Origin of the sequence: Streptomyces sp. NPDC058864 (genome assembly GCF_042742985.1) — a bacterium.
Classification (GTDB): Bacteria; Actinomycetota; Actinomycetes; order Streptomycetales; family Streptomycetaceae; genus Actinacidiphila.
On record NZ_JBHYMQ010000043.1, the window covers coordinates 38,777 to 55,919 of the forward strand.

Consider the following 17,143-nt stretch of genomic DNA (forward strand, 5'->3'; position numbering starts at 1 on the left):
CCGACAGCCGGGGTGACCGCTCAGCGGCGCCGCACCCAGTACACGTCCGTGGTGTACGGCATCTCGACGGCGTCCCTGCCGCGCCTGGCGTCGTGCCCGGCCATGGCCAGCACCGCCTCCACCTCGGCCCGCACCCGCTCCTGCTCCGCCGGGCCCATCACCGCGATGTGGCTCGAGGAGGTCATCCGCTCCACCACGTCCGAGACCGTCGTCGAGTGCAGGTTCGGCCAGTGCCGCTCGTGCACCCGCGACCAGCCCGCGCGGTCGGTGAAGGCCTTGCGCCAGCCGCCGTCCAGCGGGCTCGGCAGGTCACGCGGCGCCAGCCGGAAGACGATGTCCTGGTAGTCGCGCACCCACGGGACGGAGGTGTCGTAGGTGTTCCACACCAGCGCCAGCGAACCGCCCGGCCGCAGCAGGCGCTCGACCTCCGCCAGCGCCTCCTCCTCCTGGAACCAGTGCCAGGACTGCGCCGCCACCACCGCGTCCGCGCACCCGTCCGGCAGGCCCGTGTCCTCGGCCGTCCCGGCCGTCACCCGCACCCCCGGCAGCAGCTCCGCGAGCCGCTCCCGCATCTCCGCCACCGGCTCGACCGCGATCACCTCCGCGCCCGTCAGGGCCAGCAGGCGCGTGAACTTGCCGGTGCCGGCACCCAGGTCGACCACCGTACGGCCCGCCTCGAGGGGCAGCGCGTCCGCCAACTCGGCCAGGGCCGCCATGGGGTACGAGGGCCGCGACCGCTCGTACACACCCGCGGCCCGCTGATATCCGACTCCTGCTGCGTGGTGCACCGTCACGCGGGCAGACGCTAGCAGGACCCCATGACCACAGGAGTAGCGGACCTGCGGAAAAGCCGGGGAACAGCACGCCAACTGCTCCCGTCGTGCGGATGGTTGGACGTACCCTGGGGCGACGGCCGCGCAGGCCCCGCGACGACCCGGTCCTGCGGGTGAACCGGTGGATGCTGCATGCTGTGCACTTCACACATGCCCTGGCTACGGAGCGTCGAATGACCAGCTTCCCGGAGATCTCCATCAGTACGGAGCGGCTGGTGCTGCGCACGTACGAGGAGTGCGACATCCCCGCCCTGGCGGAGATGATGAACGACGAGTCCGTGATCGCCTGGACCTCCGTGCCGCATCCGTACACCGAGGCGGACGCCCGCTCCTTCGTCGCCGAGTTCGCCCCCGCCGAGCGCGCGGAGGGCCACGGCATCGTGCTGGCCGTCACCGAGTTCCTCACCCAGCGGCTGGTCGGCACCGTCCACCTGCAGCGCACCGACTGGCGCATCCGCAGCAGCGAGGCCGGGTACATGATCGCCCCCTGGGCGCGCGGCGAGGGCTACGCCGCCGAGGCCGTGCAGGCCGCCGCCCAGTGGCTCTTCGACGACCAGAAGTTCGAGCGGCTGGAGCTGCGCACCGCCGCCGACAACGCCGCCTCGCAGCAGGTCGCGCAGAAGATCGGCTGCATCAGCGAGGGTGTGCTGCGCAACGCCGGTCTGGTCCGCCACCGGCCCGACGGGGAGCCCGGCGGCCGCTGGGAGGAGATCCGCACCGACCTGATCGTGTGGAGCCTGCTCCCGGAGGACCTCGACGGCCTCGCGGAGGAGTCCACCGACGGCTCCGACTACGCGGCGTACGCCGACTGGCAGTGAGCACCCGCTAGCGCAAGATCCTGGCCGGGGTACTGTGCACACCCCGGGATCACCTCACCCCGGCACCACACTGCGACGCGCCCAGAAGGCAGGACGACGATGGCCGACCGTGTCACCGTGATCGGGTGGGACGGCTCACCACCAAACGAGGCGGCGCGCTCCGCGCTGTCGGCCGCCACCCTGGTGGCCGGGACCAGGCACCACCTGGCGCTGCCCTTCGTGCCGGAGGACGCCGAGCGGATCGTACTGGGCAGCATCGACCTGGCCGCCCGCCGCATCGCGCGGCACCGCGGCACGGCGGTCGTCCTCGCCGACGGCGACCCCGGCTTCTTCGGCGTCGTCCGCGCCCTGCGGGCCCCCGAGCACGGGCTGGAGGTCGAGGTCGTCCCCGGCGTCTCCTCGGTCGCCCAGGCCTTCGCGCGGGCCGGGATGGCGTGGGACGACGCCCGGGTGGTCGTCGCGCACACCCGCACCCTGCGCAGGGCCGTCAACATCTGCCGGGCCCACCCCAAGGTCGCCGTGCTGACCGCGCCGGGCGCCGGACCGGCCGAACTCGCCCTGCTGCTCGGCGACGAGCACCGCACCTTCGTGATCTGCGAGGCCCTCGGCACCGAGCACGAGCAGGTCACGGTCCTCACCTCCGACAAGGTGGCCGACCACACCTGGCGGGACCCCAACGTGGTCCTCGTCGTCGGTGCCGCCCCGGCCGCCGGGCCCGTCCCGGTCGCCGCCCAGTCCGGCTGGCTGGCGGGCGGCGAGCACGCCTCGGCCGACCGCGTACGGGGATGGGCGCTGCCCGCCGAGCGCTACGCCCCCGAGGACGGCCCGGCCCACCTGCGCGCCCTGCAACTGGCCCGGCTCGGGCCGCGGGCGGGGGACCTGCTCTGGGACATCGGCGCCGGCGGCGGCGCCGTCGCCGTGGAGGCGGCGCGCTTCGGCGCGGCCGTCATCGCGGTGGAGGCCGAGGCCGCGGCGTGCGAACGGATCGAGGACACCGCACGGGACTTCGGGGTGCAGGTGCGGGTCGTCCACGGCCGGGCGCCGCACGTGCTGGAGGACCTTCCGGAACCGGACATCGTGCGCATCGGCGGCGGCGGACCGGAGGTCGTGGCCGCCTGCGCCGCGCGCCGGCCGGAGCGAATCGCCGCGAGCGCGGCGAACCGGGACGAGGCCGAAGCCGTCAGCCGCGCCCTCGACGAGGGCGGATACACCGTGGAATGCGCGTTGTTGCAGGCAGTCGAGCTGGACGACGAGTGGTCCGAGCGGGAGCGCACGGTGGTCTTCGCGCTCCTCGGACACCGCAGGTGAGCGGGTGGGTTGCGCCCGTATTGGCACCGGTTTGAGGTGAACCCCCCTGAGCACCCGCGGGCACACGCACGGTAGGCTGACGGACCGCTGTGCCGTTGTCGCGCATTGACGTCGAGTGAGGGCTGATCAGTATTGGTCAGTACCGGTCAATCGCCGTCGTCGTGCCGGTTGTCGCCCACGCTCGTTCTCTCTGTGGGCAGTGCTCGGCGCAGCGATGGAAGGAGCGAAACCGATGGGCGAGGGGCACGCATGACTGACACCGGCCAGGTCCCGGGTGAGGGACTGCCGGAGAACGCAGGCGAAGAAGCGGTTCTGCAGCCGCACGCCGACCTTCCCGGCAGTGGCGCGCAGCAGCAGTCCGTCCCCTCGTGGGACGTCGATCCGCTCACCGCGCCGGTTCCTCCCGAGTACCGCTACCTCGACCAGCCGTCCGGCCCCCTGCCGGTCGACGAGGACGAGGAGATGCTGCTGATGCCGGGTCTGCAGGGGTCCTGGGCGGACCCGCAGCCCGTGCCGCCGCAGCCGGTCCAGGTCGCCGCACCCGTTCCGGCCCCGGCACCCGTGACCCCGCCCGCGCCGGTCCCGGCGCAGGCCCCCGCCCCCACCGCCGTGCCGGTCGAGCACACCCTCCACGGAATGCCCGTGGCGCCCGCGGGCATCGAGCACGACGCCCACGAGAGCGGCGGCCGCGACTCCGTCTCCCTCGACTACTCCGCGGTCCGCACCGAGGTGCCGGTCGCACCGGGGACGCCGGTCCCGGAGCAGGCGCCGACGGAGCAGGCCGTGCCGGAGCAGCCGGTGCCCGTGTCGGCGGAGCCGGTCGCGGTGCCGGAGCCGGTCGCGGTGCCCGAGCCGGTCGTCGAGGCCGAGCCCGCCCCGCAGCCCCATGTGCCCGCGCAGGCACAGGTGCAGGAGGCCGCCCCGGCTGCTCCCGTACCGCCGCGCCGCCCCCTCCACATGGGCCCCCCGATCCCGGACCCGTCCAACGGCGGCGGCATCGTGCGCTCCCTGGCCGACCGCGGTCCGGCCACCCCGACCCCCGCGCCCCAGCCGGTCCCGGCGCCCATGCGCCAGTCCGGGCCGCCCACGACGGGGCCGGAGTACCTGGACATCCCTCGCGACGAGGCCTCGTCCGAGGCGCCGGCGCCCGAGCCGGTCGTCGTGCCCGAGACCGAGCCGGTGGCCGTCGTGCCCGAGCCGGTGGCCGCGCCCGTGTCGCCGCTGGAAACCCCGGACGAGCCGCTGCCGTTCGGCATGGAGCCGGCCGCCGAGGTGCCCGTGGCGCCGGTTGTACCCGAGGTGCCCGAGCCGGTCGCGGTGCCGGAGCCCGTCGTGGTGCCCGAGCCCGTCGTGGTCGCGGCGCCCGAGCCGGTCGCGGTGGTGGAGCCCGTCGCAGTGGCGGAGCCGGCCATGGCGCCCGAGCCGGTCGTCGATTCCGCGCCCGCCCTGGAGCCCGAGCCCGAGCCCGTGTTCGAGACGCCCGTCGTCGTCGAGCCGGTCGTGGAGCCCGCCCCTGCCGCGGTCGTGCAGGAAGAGCCCCCGGTCGCCGCCGCCGTCGAGTCGCAGCCCGAGGCCGAGGTCGTCGCGGCGCCCGAGGAGGCCGAGGAGCCCCAGGCGTCCGAGCAGCCCGAGGCGCCGGCGCCCGCCGAGGAGGAGGACCCGGCGCTGCTGCCCGCCGCCGAGGGCTACGACCCTGCCGTACGGGACGCCGTGCACCGTGTCATCCGCGAGCGCCGGGACATCCGCAACGGCTTCCGCAAGGACCCGATCCCGCACGAGGTGCTGATCCGCGTGCTGGAGGCGGCGCACACCGCGCCGAGCGTCGGCCACTCCCAGCCGTGGGACTTCGTCGTCATCCGCTCCGCCAAGACCCGGGAGCGGATGCACGAACTCGCCACGCAGCAGCGCGACGCGTACGCCAAGTCCCTCCCCAAGGGCCGCGCCAAGCAGTTCCGCGAGCTGAAGATCGAGGCGATCCTCGACACCCCGGTCAACATCGTCGTCACCGCCGACCCCACCCGCGGCGGCCGCCACACTCTGGGCCGCTACACGCAGCCGCAGATGGCGCCGTACTCGTCGGCGCTCGCCGTGGAGAACCTCTGGCTCGCCGCCCGCGCCGAGGGCCTCGGCGTCGGCTGGGTCAGCTTCTTCGACGAGCGCGAGATGGTCCGCGAACTCGGGCTGCCCGAGCACCTCGAGGTCGTCGCGTACCTCTGCGTCGGCTACGTCGACGAGTTCCCCGAGGACCCCGAACTGGTGCAGTCCGGCTGGTCCAAGCGGCGCCCGCTGTCCTGGGTCGTCCACGAGGAGGAGTACGGCAACCGGGCCCTGCCCGGCGAGGAGCCGCACGACCTCCTGGAGGAGACCCTGCGCGGCATCCGGCCGCTGGACGCCAAGGCGCTCGGCGAGGCCTGGGAGCGGCAGAAGCGGATGACCAAGCCGGCCGGCGCGCTCGGCATGCTGGAGATCATCTCCGCGCAGCTCAGCGGACTGTCCCGGCAGTGCCCGCCGCCGATCCCCGAGCCCGCGGCAGTCGCGATCTTCGCCGGGGACCACGGGGTGCACGCCCAGGGCGTCACCGCCTGGCCCCAGGAGGTCACCGGCCAGATGGTCGCCAACTTCCTGGGCGGCGGGGCCGTGTGCAACGCCTTCGCCAACCAGGTGGGCGCCGAGGTGTGCGTGGTGGACGTCGGCGTCGCCTCCGACCTGCCCAGCACCCCCGGCCTGCTGCCCCGCAAGGTCCGCCCCGGCACCGCGGACATGACCGCCGGGCCCGCCATGACGCGCGAAGAGGTGCTGCGCGCGATCGAGGTCGGCATCGAGACCGCCCGCGACCTCGTCGCAGCGGGCAACAAGGCGCTGCTCACGGGGGAGATGGGGGTCGCCAACACCACCGTCTCCGCTGCCCTGATCTCCGTCTACACCGGGGTCGACCCGGCGGAGGTCACCGGGCGCGGCACCGGCATCAACGACGAGATGCACGCCCGCAAGATCGACGTCGTCCGGCGCGCCCTCGAACTCCACCAGCCCGACCCGTCCGACCCGATCGAGGTCCTCGCGGCGATCGGCGGCCTCGAGCACGCGGCCATGGTCGGCCTGCTGCTTGGCGCGGCCTCCCTGCGGACCCCGGTCATCCTCGACGGCGTCAGCGCGGGCGCGGCTGCCCTGGTGGCCCGGGCCATCGCCCCGGAGGTCCTCGCGGCCTGCATCGCCGGCCACCGCAGCGCGGAGCCCGGCCACCGCGCGGCCCTGACGAAGCTGGGCCTGCGGCCGCTGGTAGAGCTCGACCTGCGGCTCGGCGAGGGCACGGGTGCGCTGCTGGCGCTGCCGCTGGTGCAGAGCGCTGCGCGCGCGATGCACGAGGTGGCGACGTTCGACTCGGCCGGGGTCACCGAGAAGTCCTGACCTACGCTAGGCACGTCGGAGCGGGCGGGGGTCTTCCCCCGCCCGCGCCCGTTCTCCGGGTGCGGGTCCGTTGCGCCTGCGGCGGGCGGTTTCCCCGCCGCCCGCCCGTGGTCCCGGTGCGGTCAGTGACCGCCTCGCACCCGTGTGCCTGGGTCGGTGGCGCGCCGGCGCACGTCCTCAGCGCTCGCGGATTCGCCGGGCCGTTGCGTCACCGGCATCACCGCTCGTCGCTTCCGGGCGCACCCCGCCACACCCCCTCCTGTTGAGTGGGCGCATGACGGCCGGTGGGGGGTGAAGGGGCAATCCGGGGTTGCCGCACATGCCCTACTGACCCCCCACCGGGCGTTGGTCGCTCGCGATACGGAGGGGGTGGGGTCGGAGGGGTGGGCGTTCTGGACGCTGACGTGTATTTGTTGTGCGGCAGAGCGGCACCTATCCGGATTGCCCGCCATGCACATAAATATGCGGTACAGAATGCCCACCCCGGAGGCCCCGCCCCCGGCCCACCAACGAAACCCGGCGAGACCCGCACCAACCGTCCCCGGGGCAACGGGCGGGCGGGCGGGGAAAAGAACCCCAACCGCAACCACAACGGACCCGCGCACAACAACAACGGCAAGCCCACCGCCGGTGTGATCTTGGGCGCTGCACCACAACCACCCCGCACCGTAGGGTTGGGGCGGGGCAGGGTCGCCCCGCAACCCCACCCCCGTCGCGCCGCGAGGCACCCGCCGCGAGGCACACGCTAGGAGCCGCACCGCCATGACTGCCGCCGAGGACCGCAACGACCCGCCCGCCTACCCCGTCGGACTGCGCCTCGCGGGCCGGCGCGTGGTCGTCCTGGGCGGCGGTCAGGTCGCCCAGCGCCGGCTGCCCCCGCTGGTCGCGGCCGGCGCCGACGTCGTCCTGGTCTCGCCGTCCGCGACGCCGTCCGTGGACGCGATGGCTGCCGCGGGCGAGATCCGCTGGGAGCGCCGCCGTTACCGGCCCGGCGACCTGGCCGACGCCTGGTACGCGCTGATCGCCACCACCGACCCCGAGGCGAACGCCGCGGCCTCCGCGGAGGCGGAGGAGCGCCGGGTGTGGTGCGTGCGCAGCGACGACGCCGAGGCGGCGACCGCGTGGACGCCGGCGACCGGCCGTACCGAGGGCGTGACGGTCGCCGTCCTCACGGGCCGGGACCCGCGGCGGTCCGCGGCCGTGCGGGACGCGATCGTGGAGGGCCTGCGCGACGGCTCGCTCGCGGCGCCGCAGCACCGGGGGAGGACCGCGGGTGTGGCGCTGGTCGGCGGCGGCCCGGGGGACCCGGACCTGATCACCGTGCGCGGCCGCCGGCTGCTCGCGGAGGCGGATGTCGTCATCGCCGACCGCCTCGGCCCGCGCGACCTCCTCGACGAACTGCCGCCGCACGTCGAGGTGATCGACGCCGCGAAGATCCCGTACGGCCGGGCGATGGCCCAGGAGGCGATCAACGCGGCGCTGATCGAGCACGCGAAGGCCGGCAAGGCGGTCGTGCGGCTCAAGGGCGGGGACCCGTACGTGTTCGGGCGCGGCATGGAGGAGGCGGAGGCGCTCGCGGAGGCGGGCATCGCGTGCACCGTCGTGCCGGGGATCTCCAGTTCCATCAGCGTTCCGGCCGCCGCCGGCATCCCGGTCACGCACCGGGGTGTGGCGCACGAGTTCACCGTGGTCAGCGGTCATGTGGCCCCGGAGGATCCGCGCTCACTCGTGGACTGGGCGGCCCTCGCCCGGCTGCGCGGCACGTTGGTGCTGCTGATGGCCGTGGAGCGGATCGGCCCGATCGCGGCGGCGCTCGTCGAGCACGGCCGGGGCGCGGACACCCCCGTCGCCGTGATCCAGGAGGGCACGACCGCGGCCCAGCGCCGGGTCGACGCGACGCTCGCGACGGTGGGGGAGCGGGTTGCGGCGGAGGGCATCCGGCCGCCCGCGGTGATCGTCATCGGCGAGGTCGTCGCCGTGGGCGATCGCGTGACCGGCGGTAACCAGTGACGTCGGTGCCGTTGGCACCGCACTTCGGACAAGGCAGTATCACCCTGTGGCTGAGCTCATCACCATCGACGATCCCGACGACCCGCGCCTGCGCGACTACACGTCCCTGACCGACGTGGAGCTGCGCCGGCGCCGCGAGCCCGCGGAGGGGCTGTTCATCGCGGAGGGCGAGAAGGTCATCCGGCGTGCCCGGCAGGCGGGTTACCGCATGCGCTCCATGCTGCTGTCGGCCAAGTGGGTCGACGTCATGCGGGACGTGATCGACGAGGTCCCGGCGCCGGTCTACGCGGTCAGGCCGGAGCTCGCCGAGCAGGTGACCGGCTACCACGTGCACCGCGGCGCCCTCGCCTCGATGCAGCGCAGGCAACTGCCCGACGCCGCGGACCTGCTGGGCGACGCGCGACGCATCGTCGTCATGGAGTCGGTCAACGACCACACCAACATCGGCGCCATCTTCCGCAGTGCCGCCGCGCTCGGCATGGACGCCGTCCTGCTCTCCCCGGACTGCGCCGACCCGCTGTACCGCAGGTCGGTCAAGGTCTCGATGGGCGCCGTCTTCTCCGTCCCGTACGCCCGGCTGGAGAACTGGCCCCGGGACCTGGAGGCGGTGCGGGAGGCCGGCTTCAAGCTGCTCGCGCTGACCCCGGACGAGAAGGCCGCCGACATCGACGAGGCCGCCCCGTACCGGCTGGAACGCGCGGCGCTGATGCTCGGCGCCGAGGGCGACGGCCTGTCGACCCGAGCCCTGGTCGCCGCCGACGAGTGGGTGCGCATCCCCATGGCGCACGGGGTGGACTCGCTGAACGTGGGGGCGGCCGCCGCCGTCGCGTTCTACGCGGTGGCCACCGGCCGCCCCCGGGACTGACTCAGCCCGCCGCGGCCGGCAGGTCCACCAGCGCGGCGAGGGCGGCCCGGTGGCGGCCGGGCGTGCCCAGGGCGATCTCGTCGGCCTTGGCGCGCTTCAGCCGCAGGTGGGCCGGGTGCTCCCAGGTCATGCCGATGCCGCCGTGCAGCTGGACGCACTCCTCCGCGGCCCGCACCGCGACCGGTGCGCAGAACGCCTGCGCCACGGCGACCGCGACCGGGGCGTCCGCGCTCTCGCCCGCGAGCGCGTCGGCGGCGTTGCGCGCGGCGGCACGGGACTGGACGACCTCCAGCCACAGGTCCGCGAGCCGGTGCTTGAGGGACTGGAAGGAGCCCACGATCCGGCCGAACTGGTGACGCTCCTTCAGGTACGCCACCGTCTCGTCCAGGCACCACTGGGCCAGGCCCAGTTGCTCCGAGGCCAGCAGCCCCGCCCCCGTCAGCAGCGCCCGTTCCACGGCCGCCGCGGCGGTCCCGGGCCCGGCGAGCCGGCGGGCCGCCGCCCCGTCGAAGGAGACGTCCGCGATCGGCCGGGTCAGGTCGAGCGGCACCGGCACGGACAGGGCGACTCCGGGTGCGTCCGTCCGCACCTCGTAGAGCCCGGGCCCGTCGGGGCCGGTGGCCGGCACGATCAGCACGTCCGCGGCGGTCGCGTCGGCGACGCTGGTCACGCGCCCGCCGAGGACGCCGTCCGCGTCGGCCCGCACCCCCTGGGACACGTCCGCGCCCGGTGCCGAGGGCAGCGGCACGGCCAGCGCGGCGGTCGCCTCGCCCTCCGCGAGGCGCGCCACGAGGGCGTCGGCCTCCGCGGTGCCGGCCGCCAGCAAGGCCGTCGTGGCCAGCACGGCGCTGCCGAGGAAGGGCACGGGCGCCACGAAGGCCCCCAGCTCCTCCAGTACGACCGCGGCCTCCCGCGCGGAGGCTCCCTGGCCGCCGAGCTTCTCCGGCACCAGCAGCCCGGCGACCCCCACCTCCCGGCTCAGGGTCCGCCACAGCGCGGCGTCGTACGGCTCCTCGCCCTCGCAGCGCGCCAGGACGTCCGCCGGGGCGCACCGGTCGGTGAGCAGACCGCGCACCGCGGCGCGCAGGTCGTTCTCGACGTCGGAGTAGAGCAGGTCGGAGCTCATCGCGGCAGGTCCTTCCAGGGAACGTCCTTGTCCGTACGGGGCTCGGAGGGCAGGCCGAGGACACGCTCGGAGATGATGTTGCGGAGGATCTCGGACGTACCGCCCTCGATCGAGTTGCCCTTGGCGCGCAGATAGCGGTAACCGGCGTCGCGGCCGTAGAAGTCGACGACCTCCGGGCGGGTCATCGTCCAGTCGCCGTAGCGCAGTCCGTCCTCGCCCAGCAGCTCGACCTCCAGGCCGCTGACGCGCTGGTTGAGCGAGGCGAACGCCAGCTTCATGCCCGAGCCCTCGGGACCCGGGGCGCCCAGGGCGAGCTGCTGCCGCAGCCGTTCGCCGGTGAGGCGGGTGACCTCGGCGTCCACCCACAGCCGCAGCAGACGGTCGTGCAGGTCCGGCGTGCGCAGCCCGGGCCGCTCGCGCCACGTCGCGGCGACGGTGCCGATCATCCCGCCCTCGCGGGGGAGCGCGGAGCCACCGATGGCGACCCGCTCGTTCATCAGCGTCGTCTGCGCCACCCGCCAGCCGTCGCCGACCTCGCCGAGGCGCTGGGCGTCGGGGATCCGCACGTCCGTGAGGAAGACCTCGTTGAACTCGGCCTCACCCGTGATCTGCCGCAGCGGCCGCACCTCGACGCCCGGGGCCGTCATGTCGCACACGAAGTACGTGATGCCCTGGTGCTTGGGGACGTCCGGGTCGGTGCGCGCGATGAGGATCGCCCAGCGCGCGTTGTGGGCGTTGGACGTCCACACCTTCTGGCCCGTGACGATCCAGTCGTCGCCGTCGCGCACGGCCCTGGTGCGCAGGCCCGCCAGGTCCGAGCCGGCGCCGGGCTCGCTGAACAGCTGGCACCAGACCTCCTCCCCGGTCCACAGCGGGCGCAGGAAGCGGGCCTTCTGCTCCTCGGTGCCGTACCGGAGCACGGTGGGGGCCGCCATCCCGAGGCCGATGCCGATCCTGCGCGGCTCGTTGTCCGGCGCCGAGACGGCGGCCAGTTCGGCGTCCACGACCCCCTGCAGGGCGCGTGGCGCGCCCAGGCCGCCGAGGCCCTCCGGGTAGTGCACCCACGCCAGGCCGCCGTCGAACCGGGCCCGCAGGAAGTCCGGGCGGTCCGTCGCCGCCGGATCGTGAGAGGCCAGCAGCGCGCGCACGCGCTCGCGCAGCACCTCCGGTGTGACCGTCATGCGAATGCGTCCCTCCGCGTGTGGGTACCCTAAGCAAGCGCTTAGAAATTAACCCACGGGACGTGCATCCGTCACCCCCTCGCGTGCGCGTGCCGCGTTCCTGCCCGGGGTCCGCGGACGCGCCCGGTGGTCGTGTGCGGGTCGTTTGTGGTTGCGGTTGGGTTTTTTCCCGCCGCCCTCCCGGTGCCCCGGGACGGTTGGTGCGGGTCTGCGCTCTGTTCGTGGGTGGGCCGGGGGCGGGGCCTCCGGGGTGGGCATTCTGTACCGCATATTTATGTGCATGGCGGGCAATCCGGGTTCGGCACCGCTCTGCCGCACAACAAATACACGTCAGCGTCCAGAACGCCCACCCTCCCCCAGTCTTCGGCCGGGGGTGCCCCCAACTCCCCCACCCCCTCCGTATCGCGAGCGACCAAAGCCCGGTGGTGGGGGATGAAGGAGTCCGGGGTGACCCCGGATTGCCTCCTCGCCCCCTCTGGCCGGCCCGGCCCAAGGACGGGGGAGGGCGGGCGGGCGGGAGACGGCCGGAGGGTGGGCGATGAATCGGTCCGGGGTTGCCGCGAGTGCCTTACTCACCCCCCTCCGGCCGTCATGCGCCCACACGACGGGAGGGGGTGTGGCGGGGTGCGCCCGGAAGCGACGAGCGGTGATGCCGGTGACGCAACGGCCCGGCAAATCCGCGAGCGCTGAGGACGTGCGCCGGCGCGCCACCGACCCCCAAAACACGCAGCGAGGCGGTCACTGACCGACCGGGGCCACGGGCGGGCGGGCGGGAAAAGAACCCCAACCGCAACCACAAACGCACCCGCACACAACAACCAACCGCAACCACGACGTACGGGCCCCGGAAACGCCGCGCGCCGCTAGCGCCGCGCCCCCGCGGCATCCCGCACCGCGCCCAGCGCCGCGTCGACGAGGGCGTCGACCCGCTCGGTGCCGCCGCTTTCCGTCCACGCCCCCACGGCGGCGTTGAGGCAGGACAGCACCGTCACGGCGAGGGCGCGCGCCCGCAGTTCGCGGTGCTCGCCGCCGTCCCCTTCGAGGCGCGCCGCCACGAGCGGTACGAGCAGGTCCAGCCACTCCCGGTGCTTCCTCGCCAGCGCCCCCTGAAGCGCGGGCGTGCCGGCGAGCATCACGGAGGTGGCGAGCAGCGTGCCGTCCGGGTCGCGGTCGAGCGCGGCCACGTGCTCGTCGAGGGCCCGGCGCAGCGCCTCCCACGGGGCTTCGGCGGCGGGGCGTGCCGCCAGGCGGTCGGCGATGCCCTGCCCGATCGCGGTGAGGTTGCCGACGACCATGTCCTCCTTGCTGGCGAAGTAGCGCGAGACGCTCCGCCCGGACATGCCGATCTCCGCCGCGATCTGCTCGATGGTCGTCTTCTCGAAGCCGTGCTCGATGAACAACTTCATCGCGCGGTCGGCGATCTGCGTCCTCACCGACTGGCGGGTCAGTTCGCGAAGGCCCGACCGCAGGGGATCCGTGCTGCTCATGGGTTCAGCGTAGCCAAGCCGGAAACCTCTGGCGCGGAGGGACGGATCTGTCGTGGTCCGTCACTCACAGCTGGGTCTGCCCGCCGTTGACCTCGTACACCGAGCCGGTGACGAAGGACGCCTCGTCCGACAGCAGGAAGTTCACCACCGCGGCGACGTCCTCCACGCCGCCGGTGCGGTTCATCGCGGTCTTCGCGGCGATCGCGGCGCGGACCTCCGGGGGGAGTGCCCGAGCCGACGGTGCGTCGATCGGGCCGGGCGCGACGGCGTTGACGCGGATGCCGCGCCGGGCGTACTCCACGGCAGCGGACCGCGTGAGGCCGACGACACCGTGCTTGGACGCGGCGTACGCGGCCCGCCCGGCGTGCGCCATGACCCCCGCGGTGGAGGCCATGTTGACGATGGCGCCGCCGCCGTGCGCCGCGAAGTGGGCGAGCTCGGCCTGCATGCAGGTGAAGACCCCGGTCAGGTTGACGTCGATCACGCGCAGCCAGTCCGCCGGATCGATCTCGTGGGCGTCGGCCGGCCGTGGGGTCACGCCGGCGTTGTTGAACGCGATGTCGAGGCCGCCGAAGGTGGCGACGGCGAACTCCACGAGCCGCCGGGTGTCCGTGAAGGACACGACGTCGACCTCGTACGGCGCGGCCTCGCCCCCCGCGCGGATGATCGCGTCGGTGACGCGCTCGGCGGCGGCCCCGTCGACGTCGGCCACGACGATCCTGGCTCCCTCGCGGGCGAGCCGCCTGGCCCCCGCCTCGCCGAGCCCGGAGCCGGCGCCGGTCACGATGCCGGTCTTTCCCCTGACGGACATGGTGCTACCTCCTTGGTACGCGGTCATGCCCGCGGCTCGACGAGGGTGAAGACGGCACCCGCCGGGTCGAGGAGGACCGCGATGCTCGCGGTGCCGATGGCGGTGGGCGGCATGAGCAGGGTGCCGCCCGCCGAGGCCGCGCGGGTGGCCGCGGCGGAGACGTCGGCGACGGTGAAGTAGGCGTCCCAGTAGGGCGGCATCTCCAGCGGCATCGCCGGAGGGCGGGGGAGCAGCAGCGAGACGGGCGCGCCGCCGAGCCGCCACTCTCGGCGGCCCAGTGGTCCGGCGGGGTCGCCGGTCGTCCAGCCGAACAGCGCGCCGTAGAAGGCGGCACTGGCGTCGACGTCGTCGGTGATGAGTTCGGCCATGGCGAAGCCGCCGGGCCCTGCCGCGGCCGAGGGGGCCTGCCGGGCGTCGGGTTCCCGGACGGCGAAGTGCGCGCCGCTCGGGTCCGCGCAGAGGTGCTCCCTGCCGCTCGCGGCGCTGCCGTGCGTCCTGCCGAGGACGGTGCCACCGGCGGCGACGACCGCGGCGGCGGCCTTGTCGGCGTCGTCCACGGCGAAGCAGGCCGTCCAGCCCGGCCGCGGCAGGTCACCGACCGGCCCGAGGCCGGCTACGGGCAGCCCCCTCAGCCGGGCCGTCCGGTGGCCGGGGCCGTGTGCGGGGTCCTCGGTGAACTCCCAGCCGAACAGCGCGCCGTAGAACGCGGCCGCGGCCTGCGGGTCGGGCGATCCCAGCTGTGCCCAGTACGGGGTGCCGGGTTCGCCGGCGGTGGTGGTGTCCATTCGCTGCTCCTCGCTGCGCCAGATCCTGCCCCCCTGCCTGGCGACTATAGACACGCTTGTCAGTCAATGACAAACATGGCTCATGGCGTCATGGGGTGAGGAGCACCGGCCCGAGCGTGGGCACGCGCAGCCGTCACGGGGTATCGGGGCATGCCGCGGCGCACCGTGGACGGGCGTCAGGCACGGCGGGTGTTTCGGTGAGTACGCGCGCTGGGGGCGGTGGTCCGCCGGCCCTGCGGCCGGGACTACGGCGTGTGCGGCGACGCCGGGTCGGCGGCGCCGACCCCGGGCAGCAGGCCGAGGCCGCGGCTGGGGCCCTGGCAGCCCTGGGCGGCCGCGATGCCGAGCGCGACGAGGAGGGTCACGGTGACGAAGACGATGAGCCGCTGCCGCAGCAGCCTGCGGTCGGCACCGACGGGGCGGCGACCGGTGGGCGTGCGGGCGGCCGGGGTGCGGCCGGAGGGGGTCCGGGCCGGGGTGCGCGGCGCGGCGGGCGTACGGGGGGACGCCGGGGTGCGCGGCGCCACCGGTGTGCCGGGTGCCGTCCGCCGCTCGGTCTGCTGCTCCGCGTACACCTGCGCCCGCGGTCCCGTGGGCCGCTCCATGCGCGGACCGGACGCCTTGGGCACGATGTCGCGCCGGCCGGGCGCCGCGCCGAGGCCGCGGGCCTCACGGGCGGCGATCTCGGCCAGCCGCTCGGAGAGCTGGACGGTGCTGGGCCGCTGCTCCGGGTCCTTGGCGAGGCAGGCGTACACCAGCGGGGCCAGCGAGTCCGGCACACCGGTGAGGTCCGGCTCCTCGTGGACGACCCGGTAGAGCATGACCTCCGAACTGCCCTGCCCGAAGGGGGAGTCGCCCATCGCCGCGTACGCCAGCGTCGCGCCGAAGGCGAAGACGTCGGTGGCCGGGGTGACCGCGGCACCGCGCACCTGCTCCGGCGCGAGGAAGCCGGGGGAGCCGACGGCGGTGCCCACGTGGGTGAGGGTGCTCGCGCCGGTGGACCAGGCGATGCCGAAGTCGATGATCCGGGGGCCCTTGGGCGACAGCAGGATGTTGGAGGGCTTCAGGTCGCGGTGGACGACCCCGGCCTCGTGGACGGCGACGAGTCCCTCCGCCAGGGCGGCGCCGATGGACGCGGTCTCGGCCGCAGCCAGCATGCCGTCCCGGGCGACCTTGTCGTGCAGCGAGGGCCCGGGGACGTACTGCGTGGCGAACCACGGGCGGTCCGCCTCCAGGTCGGCGGCGACCAGCCGGGCCGTGCAGCCGCCGCGGATGCGTCTCGCCGCGGACACCTCGCGGGCGAAGCGGGAGCGGAACTCCTGGTCCTCGGCCAGTTCGGGGCGGATCACCTTCAGCGCGACCCGCTGGCCGCGCTTGTCGGCGCCCAGGTAGACGACGCCCATGCCGCCGGCGCCCAGCCGCCGGTGCAGCCGGAACGAGCCGACGACACGCGGGTCCTCGCGCCGGAGCCGCATCATCGCCATGTCGTCCATCCCCGCTGCCTGCCTGGCCAGTCTGACCCCGACAGCTTACGGACTGACCGACCGTCGCGCCGCGAGGCCGCGCCCGCGCGGGGCGGCGGATTGTCAGTGCCGGATGGGATCCTTGAAGGGTGGGGAAAATTCCGGCCGCTGACGGCCCGGGATTTCGTCATGCCGTCAACAGTCCGTCGGACAAGGGGGATTGACGCCATGAAGGGTGATCGTGTGGAGATAGTCGTCGACGCCGGCGACACGACAAGGACGTACGAAGTGGTCGCCACCAGGGCGGGCCGCAGGGTGGAGACGGCGGTCCGCCGAGGGGTGGTGGAAGTGAGCGAAGTCACCCGGTCCGGCTCCGTGGTGCGCACCGCGCGCTTCATGGCCACCCGGGTCCTGGCCCTGGTCGAGCAGCCCGTGCCGACCGCCGACGCGGAGGAAGAGGAGCGGGCCTGACGGGCCCCGGCCGCGCCCGCCCGGGAGATCCCCTCGGGGATGTCCCGGGGGTGCGGCCGGATCCCTCCACCCAGGGGAGTACGCGGCCGCTCCCGGAGTCATCCTCGGGGAGGCCGGGGAAGCGGTACGAAGGCATGACGACCGCCGCCCGCGCCGCGCCTAGTGTTGAGGTCAAGCGGCGGGCGGAGCACTCGTCCCCCGAGGTCAAACGCCCGCCGCCCCGACAACTGTGCACGATCACGGAGCACGACCCGGGAGAGGGCCATGGCGAACACGGTGAGCCGTACGGTGCGGCCGGCGCGCGGCAGCAGGATCGCCGCCATCGGCATACGCCCGTCGGGCACCCGGCATCCGCTGGTGGCGGTGGCGATGGTGCTGCCGCTCGCGGTGCTGCTCGCGGTGGCCTTCGGAGGCTGGGACGCGGTGGTCACACAGGCGTCGTCCGTAGCCGGTCTGATGGGGCGCTGACAGACGCCCCGCGGCCCCGGAAGAGCGGTCCGGGACCGCGAGGACCGGTGAACCAACCCCGTGGGGACGGGGGTACGGCGGACGGCATGAATGCCCGGGTACCTGTGGCGGT

Annotated in this window: 14 protein-coding genes; 7 read left to right on the forward strand and 7 right to left on the reverse strand. The window is 74.4% G+C overall.

Going from position 1 to position 17,143, the window contains the following annotated elements:
- Positions 1-20: 20 nt before the first annotated feature.
- Positions 21-794 carry a class I SAM-dependent methyltransferase gene (locus ACFW3D_RS27530; RefSeq protein ID WP_500508192.1) on the reverse strand — a complete coding sequence of 258 codons (774 nt, stop codon included), beginning with the start codon at positions 792-794 and terminating at the stop codon, positions 21-23.
- A gap of 212 nt (positions 795-1,006) precedes the next feature.
- On the opposite strand from ACFW3D_RS27530, the gene ACFW3D_RS27535 reads away from it, so the two are divergent.
- From ACFW3D_RS27535 to ACFW3D_RS27555, 5 genes are all read left to right on the forward strand, one after another.
- The gene (locus ACFW3D_RS27535) at positions 1,007-1,651 is read left to right on the forward strand and encodes a GNAT family N-acetyltransferase (RefSeq protein WP_500508194.1); all 645 of its coding nucleotides are present in this window, start codon (positions 1,007-1,009) and stop codon (positions 1,649-1,651) included.
- 99 nt (positions 1,652-1,750) lie between these two features.
- A complete protein-coding gene (gene cbiE, locus ACFW3D_RS27540) occupies positions 1,751-2,959 on the forward strand; it encodes a precorrin-6y C5,15-methyltransferase (decarboxylating) subunit CbiE (protein WP_500508196.1) in 1,209 nt (402 codons plus the stop codon).
- A 249-nt stretch (positions 2,960-3,208) separates the two neighbouring features.
- On the forward strand, positions 3,209-6,364 hold the full coding sequence (gene cobT / locus ACFW3D_RS27545; protein WP_500508199.1) for a nicotinate-nucleotide--dimethylbenzimidazole phosphoribosyltransferase: 3,156 nt from the start codon (positions 3,209-3,211) through the stop codon (positions 6,362-6,364).
- A gap of 762 nt (positions 6,365-7,126) precedes the next feature.
- Positions 7,127-8,374: a uroporphyrinogen-III C-methyltransferase gene (gene cobA, locus ACFW3D_RS27550; RefSeq protein WP_500508201.1), complete on the forward strand. Its 1,248-nt coding sequence runs from the start codon at positions 7,127-7,129 to the stop codon at positions 8,372-8,374.
- A 46-nt stretch (positions 8,375-8,420) separates the two neighbouring features.
- Positions 8,421-9,239, forward strand: a complete 819-nt coding sequence (locus ACFW3D_RS27555) for a TrmH family RNA methyltransferase (protein ID WP_500508203.1) — start codon at positions 8,421-8,423, stop codon at positions 9,237-9,239.
- Between the two features lies 1 nt (position 9,240).
- Here the strand turns inward: ACFW3D_RS27555 and ACFW3D_RS27560 are convergent, their stop codons facing one another.
- The 6 genes from ACFW3D_RS27560 to ACFW3D_RS27585 all read right to left on the reverse strand — a co-directional run bounded on the left by ACFW3D_RS27560 (position 9,241) and on the right by ACFW3D_RS27585 (position 16,113).
- A complete protein-coding gene (locus tag ACFW3D_RS27560) occupies positions 9,241-10,365 on the reverse strand; it encodes an acyl-CoA dehydrogenase family protein (RefSeq protein ID WP_500508205.1) in 1,125 nt (374 codons plus the stop codon).
- The gene (locus tag ACFW3D_RS27565; protein WP_500508207.1) at positions 10,362-11,546 is read right to left on the reverse strand and encodes an acyl-CoA dehydrogenase family protein; all 1,185 of its coding nucleotides are present in this window, start codon (positions 11,544-11,546) and stop codon (positions 10,362-10,364) included. The genes ACFW3D_RS27560 and ACFW3D_RS27565 overlap by 4 nt, the downstream gene beginning before the upstream one ends.
- A gap of 863 nt (positions 11,547-12,409) precedes the next feature.
- Positions 12,410-13,033: a TetR/AcrR family transcriptional regulator gene (locus ACFW3D_RS27570; RefSeq protein WP_500508209.1), complete on the reverse strand. Its 624-nt coding sequence runs from the start codon at positions 13,031-13,033 to the stop codon at positions 12,410-12,412.
- 64 nt (positions 13,034-13,097) lie between these two features.
- A complete protein-coding gene (locus ACFW3D_RS27575) occupies positions 13,098-13,844 on the reverse strand; it encodes an SDR family NAD(P)-dependent oxidoreductase (protein ID WP_500508211.1) in 747 nt (248 codons plus the stop codon).
- A gap of 23 nt (positions 13,845-13,867) precedes the next feature.
- The gene (locus tag ACFW3D_RS27580) at positions 13,868-14,629 is read right to left on the reverse strand and encodes a VOC family protein (RefSeq protein ID WP_500508213.1); all 762 of its coding nucleotides are present in this window, start codon (positions 14,627-14,629) and stop codon (positions 13,868-13,870) included.
- Between the two features lie 245 nt (positions 14,630-14,874).
- Positions 14,875-16,113: a serine/threonine-protein kinase gene (locus ACFW3D_RS27585; RefSeq protein ID WP_500508251.1), complete on the reverse strand. Its 1,239-nt coding sequence runs from the start codon at positions 16,111-16,113 to the stop codon at positions 14,875-14,877.
- Between the two features lie 207 nt (positions 16,114-16,320).
- Between ACFW3D_RS27585 and ACFW3D_RS27590 the strand changes: the two genes are divergently transcribed.
- Positions 16,321-16,563 carry a DUF8836 family protein gene (locus ACFW3D_RS27590; protein WP_500508215.1) on the forward strand — a complete coding sequence of 81 codons (243 nt, stop codon included), beginning with the start codon at positions 16,321-16,323 and terminating at the stop codon, positions 16,561-16,563.
- Between the two features lie 264 nt (positions 16,564-16,827).
- Positions 16,828-17,031 carry a hypothetical protein gene (locus tag ACFW3D_RS27595; RefSeq protein ID WP_500508217.1) on the forward strand — a complete coding sequence of 68 codons (204 nt, stop codon included), beginning with the start codon at positions 16,828-16,830 and terminating at the stop codon, positions 17,029-17,031.
- The last annotated feature ends 112 nt before the right edge of the window (positions 17,032-17,143 follow it).

Bases quoted from the DNA above. Each gene is read 5' to 3' on its own strand.
- ACFW3D_RS27535 (WP_500508194.1), top strand. From the start codon at position 1,007: ATGACCAGCTTCCCGGAGATCTCCATCAGTACGGAGCGGCTGGTGCTG.
- cbiE (WP_500508196.1), top strand. From the start codon at position 1,751: ATGGCCGACCGTGTCACCGTGATCGGGTGGGACGGCTCACCACCAAAC.
- cobT (WP_500508199.1), top strand. From the start codon at position 3,209: ATGACTGACACCGGCCAGGTCCCGGGTGAGGGACTGCCGGAGAACGCA.
- cobA (WP_500508201.1), top strand. From the start codon at position 7,127: ATGACTGCCGCCGAGGACCGCAACGACCCGCCCGCCTACCCCGTCGGA.
- ACFW3D_RS27560 (WP_500508205.1), bottom strand. From the start codon at position 10,365: ATGAGCTCCGACCTGCTCTACTCCGACGTCGAGAACGACCTGCGCGCC.
- ACFW3D_RS27565 (WP_500508207.1), bottom strand. From the start codon at position 11,546: ATGACGGTCACACCGGAGGTGCTGCGCGAGCGCGTGCGCGCGCTGCTG.
- ACFW3D_RS27570 (WP_500508209.1), bottom strand. From the start codon at position 13,033: ATGAGCAGCACGGATCCCCTGCGGTCGGGCCTTCGCGAACTGACCCGC.
- ACFW3D_RS27575 (WP_500508211.1), bottom strand. From the start codon at position 13,844: ATGTCCGTCAGGGGAAAGACCGGCATCGTGACCGGCGCCGGCTCCGGG.
- ACFW3D_RS27580 (WP_500508213.1), bottom strand. From the start codon at position 14,629: ATGGACACCACCACCGCCGGCGAACCCGGCACCCCGTACTGGGCACAG.
- ACFW3D_RS27585 (WP_500508251.1), bottom strand. From the start codon at position 16,113: ATGGCGATGATGCGGCTCCGGCGCGAGGACCCGCGTGTCGTCGGCTCG.
- ACFW3D_RS27590 (WP_500508215.1), top strand. From the start codon at position 16,321: ATGAAGGGTGATCGTGTGGAGATAGTCGTCGACGCCGGCGACACGACA.
- ACFW3D_RS27595 (WP_500508217.1), top strand. From the start codon at position 16,828: ATGGCGAACACGGTGAGCCGTACGGTGCGGCCGGCGCGCGGCAGCAGG.